The sequence below is a fragment of the Moorena sp. SIO2C4 genome (assembly GCF_010672485.1).
GTDB lineage: Bacteria > Cyanobacteriota > Cyanobacteriia > Cyanobacteriales > Coleofasciculaceae > Moorena > Moorena producens.
Genome location: NZ_JAAHGN010000581.1, coordinates 1 through 4721 on the forward strand (window position 1 = coordinate 1; position 4721 = coordinate 4721).

General features: G+C 41.5%; 3 protein-coding genes. 2 read left to right on the forward strand and 1 reads right to left on the reverse strand.

Going from position 1 to position 4721, the window contains the following annotated elements; translation table 11 throughout:
- Positions 1 to 1141 (reverse strand): condensation domain-containing protein (locus F6K20_RS24915; protein WP_287296415.1); only part of this gene is annotated, 1141 nt, incomplete at its 3' end.
- A gap of 771 nt (positions 1142 to 1912) precedes the next feature.
- Between F6K20_RS24915 and F6K20_RS24920 the strand changes: the two genes are divergently transcribed.
- Positions 1913 to 2341, forward strand: a complete 429-nt coding sequence (locus tag F6K20_RS24920) for a hypothetical protein (RefSeq protein WP_287296417.1) — start codon at positions 1913 to 1915, stop codon at positions 2339 to 2341.
- A 2-nt stretch (positions 2342 to 2343) separates the two neighbouring features.
- A partial coding sequence (locus tag F6K20_RS24925) for a KGGVGR-motif variant AAA ATPase (protein WP_287296419.1) occupies positions 2344 to 4721 on the forward strand: 2378 nt, incomplete at its 3' end.

The following is a 4721-nucleotide window of genomic DNA, read 5'->3' on the forward strand; positions in this document are numbered from 1 at the left end:
CTTTGAGGATTGCCAATAGTCCCACCAGCATTAAGTGCGTTCGCGAAGCGGCTCTGAAGGAGCTTCGCTCTACACAAATACCCACTAATACTTCTGGTCCTACACCCAGTTCTTGCAAATAGTGGGCCAGTTGATTGGATCGTTGGTTAAGTTCTCGGTAAGTTAGTTGTTCTTGTTCAAATACTACAGCTACTCCATCTGGGGTGCGTTCAGCTTGCTCTTCAAACAACTGATGGATACATTTATCCTGGGGATAGTCCGCTGAAGTATCGTTCCATTCCACCAGCAGTTGCTGCCGTTCGGCTTGAGTTAATAGGGGCAAGGTAGAAATTGACTGCTCCGGATTGGCCATCATTCCCTCTAGCAAGGAAAGCCAATGCCCCAACATTCGCCTAATTGAGTCGGATTTAAATAACTCCCTGTTGTACTCCCACCTAATGGTTAATTTTCCTTCTGTTTCTTTAGCTACCACCACTAAATCGCACTGGCTGGTGTAGGCTGAGATTTCTTTGAGTTCTGCTTCACTAATTCCTGTCTGTGACAGAGGGAATGGTTGATCGCACCACACCAACATCACTTGAAAAATCGGGGCTTTTGCTAATTCTTCTGCTAATTCTTGATTGCTGTTAATCCCCTTGAGGAGTTCTTCAAATGGGTAATCTCGATATAAGGCAGCTTCTTCAACTGTTTGGCTAACCCGCTTTAATAGTTCTTTCCCACTGATATCACTGCTTTCATCACTGCTTAGATCTGTGCGCAAGGCAATCGGATTAATCCTAACTCCACCCTTGTGTTCCCCTTGCTGGGAGGTCTTCAACCCCCTGGTTTCTTTTACACTAGTTGCCACAGACCCGATGATGATATCTGCGATGCCCGTATAACGGAACCACATAATTTTCAAGGCGGCCAGGAGGACGGTAAATGGGCTGACCTTGAAGCGATCGCTTAGGGTTTTTAGGTCTTGGTAAAACTCTCTATCCAGCTTGGTGACTTCTGTTGCTACCTTTACCGATGACACCGATAAACGTGGATAATCTATTGGGATTTCTAACACTGCTAAACCCCCTGAGAGCCTTTGCTGCCAGTAGGTTCTTTGTTCGGTTAGATTGATTTTTGGTTCAATCGTTGTCCCTGTAACCATTACACAATCCCAAGTTTTTCAAACACTAGATACCTTAAACGATAATCAGAGATAAATCAAGGGTGAGCTGCTGAAAACTACTCTCAACTCCTTAACTGATAGTAGGGCTGTGACATTGCTCGTCCAAGATAGATGGGGAGATGGGGCGATTGTTATTAAGGGGAATTATCGGGACATGATATTACTCATTAGGTTGAAGCCAAACCGGGAATAGTTTCTAGTTTAGCTGGCTGTTTGGTCGATAATTAGTTATAATTAAAAACTTTTACTTTTTCCCTTTGACCCTGTTATCAACGGTGAACAGGAATTTTGGGATGCTCTGTAGGAGCTGCGAAGCGAAGGCTAATTTCTGGTCAATAAATCTGTCCTAATCGTTTCTAAGAGGGGTAAAACAGTGCTGCTCGGATAGTATAGCACTACGCATTAAGGTGTTTGACATTGATCAAAGCTGACAAAGTGCGACCCGTGGCGAATTAAATTCTTAATGCGGAAAGCGCACCTAAGCTAATGCACGTCAACTTTTGCCTCTTGCCTGTTGCCTCTTGCCTTGCGCGTAGCGCTATACCGACCGATAATTTTGACCTTCGCGCAAGCCTGTGCGCCTTAGCTCACCTTAAACTTTACCCCAGTAATAAGGGAGAGAGGGCTTATTGCCATCAACCCTGCCAAGGATTATCTCACAACCAATAAATTCCCTTGTGTCGAACTTACTAGACGAGTTAAACTATTAAAGTTCCTGTTCTACCGTAAGCTATTAGATAAAATCCGAGTATGATACATGCTGGTGTAAGTGAATTAAAACAAGCTTTTCATCAGCATCTTGCAGCTCATCGCTCTCTCACTGGTTCTTCTTCCTATCTTTTGCTGTTTTATGCTGCGGAATGTGGACTCAAGAGTATTTGCTTTAGAAGAAACAACTTCCGAACCACAAAATCCTTTCAATATCCGATAAAAAACCATGGTCATAACTTAGATAGCTGGTGTAAAGAGCTGAGAATTTCTGCTAGTCAACTTACTGTTAAAACCCAAACTAAAAATAAGTCAACTCCTTCCTTTCGTCTTGCCTGTGATGATTCTATTCAAGATATCGGAAAAGCTCATCAAGTTTGGCGATATGGCATTACCATAAAGAAAGAAGATGAAGAACACGTAATCGAGTGGCTCCATCAGCTTTGTAATTGGATTAAAAAGAATATATAACGATGATTCCATCAGATATTCGACTGTACACCTGGGTAGATGTAGAAGAAGTATTGTTGCGATCGCAAGAGCAAGAGCAATGGCCAAAAGACTTAGTTTGGGCTAGAGGGTATTGGGATGAATTAGTTCTCGGTATTCGTCCTGGTACTCAAAGCTCAATCAAAACATGGCTTCAGGAAGTCTACGAACCTCGATTCCAAGATAATGGCCAACAGGTTAATGATTGTATTATCCTCGAAAGTGCTGAGGGCAATCAGCGCACCTTACCGATTATTTTAGAAGAAACAGAGGAAGAACCCCCAACTCCTAAACTTATCCCCAATCTAGCTAGACCTACTGTTATTTGGCAACGAACTGAGAAGCTTCAAGCACCGGATATCTTCCCAGATGATTTACCTCCAGTGCTTGCCTTTCATTCTTTTAAAGGTGGTGTGGGTCGAACGACTCATGCTCTGGCCCTAGCACAAGCTTTAATCAACGCCAAGCAAAAAGTTCTTTTGATTGATGGCGATTTAGAGGCTCCTGGAATTAGTTGGTTATTAGAATCTAGGCTGCCTTATCCTCCTATTTGTTTCGCCGATATTATTGCCTTAATTCATGGAGACCCTTCTCCAGACGCAGAGCAAACCATTGACTTAGCAACCCAAAAACTTCAAAATGCTTTAGTAGACGGAATCTATATATTACCTTCCTTTCGTGTTAATAGCCGATTGACTGGTTTAGCCATTAAGCCAGAACATCTAATTAAAGGCCATAAAAATCCTTTTATATTGACGGATAGTTTAGCTCGTCTCGGCAAAGCCTTAGGAGTAAATGTTGTTTTAGTAGATTTGCGAGCAGGACTCTCGGAATTAGCAGCAGGATTAATTTTAGATCCGCGAGTCTATCGGATCTTTGTCTCTACGTTAAGCGGACAATCTATCAGCGGAACTGGGAGGCTTTTAGAATTAATTGCTAAACTAGCACCCTCGACACGAGATAAAGACCCTTACCCTGCTTTTATTTTGACTAAAGTTCCTCAAGATGAAACAGCTGAAAATTTAATTATCGAATCAGAACAAACACTTTTAGAAGCCATTCAACCCTTGCTAGGGGAAGATAGTGAACCAATTAGAATTACCACCCCATTTACTGAAAGGTTACAAATTTTGTCTAATTCTTGGCAAGAGGTTTGGCAGCACTTGGGAACTTCTCAATTGATTGATTTACTACATCCTTTATTAGAATGGCTGCCTGATAATTTAAATAAATCGAATCAAGCAGATGAACCTTTAAGTTTATTAAAGTCTCAAAGAGAAAGCTTGAGAGATATAGCCGAAAAAATGATTTATGCAGAGCATGCTGAAACTGAAGATTTTCTGGTTACTGAGTCTTTGCAAAACTTAGCTAATGATTATCGAAGTCAGATTCCGATAAGTGTCGTTATTGGAGCCAAGGGTTCAGGAAAAACTTATACGTTTATGCAAATTATACGCAGACAAGAATGGAAAAAATTTGGACAAGATGTGGGAATAACTAATGTAGATAGCACAGTAGCTAGCACAGCCTTTATCGCACCGATTATTGCTTCAACTAATCTCAATGATAAAGCAAAAGAAATAGTAGATGACGTCCGGAAATATTGTGCTGAACAGATAGGGTTGACACCTCCCGTCAATGACAGTGAGATTAAAGACTATATTCGAGAAGGATGTCAACAGAATTTACATGAAGGTCAATGGCGCGATCGCTGGTTGGATGTCATTGCCAAGAGTCTAGGTATGACAGGTAAAGGTCGCGATTTACCTAAGTATCTAGCTGATAATAAACAAAAAATAGTAGCTGTAATTGACGGCTTGGAGGACTTATTTCAAGAATTTGCTCAGGATAAAGCTCAACAAACTGCTTTACGAGCGTTATTGCAAGATGTCCCTCAATGGCTGGAACAACAACCCTTTCGTGGTTTAGGAATTATTATTTTTGTCAGACAAGATATTTTCAAGGCTTCTGTCCGTCAAAATTCCGGTCAAATGATGTATCGCTATCAGCCTTATGGGTTAAGGTGGAATGAAGAAAGCGTATTGAGATTAGTTGCTTGGGTTGCCGATAAAGCTAATATTTCGTTAAACTTAAATCCAGCCGAGCTTCAAGATATGAATGAAGCAGAACTTACGGAAAGTCTAAGACCCTTGTGGGGCAAAAACCTAGGAAACGATCGCTCTAGACAAGCACGTTCTGCTCCGTTTGTCATTGCCGCATTATCTGACTACAATGGACAAATTCAGTCTAGGGATGTCGTGCGTTTTCTTAAAATTGCGGCAGGACAATCCATTGATGATGATTATTGGCAAGACCGAATTCTAGTTCCCAAAGCAATTCGAGGTTGTTTGGATGAATGCAA

What these genes read in the sequence shown, in the direction of transcription:
- F6K20_RS24920 (WP_287296417.1), top strand. Translation starts at nt 1,913, where the DNA reads ATGATACATGCTGGTGTAAGTGAATTAAAACAAGCTTTTCATCAGCAT.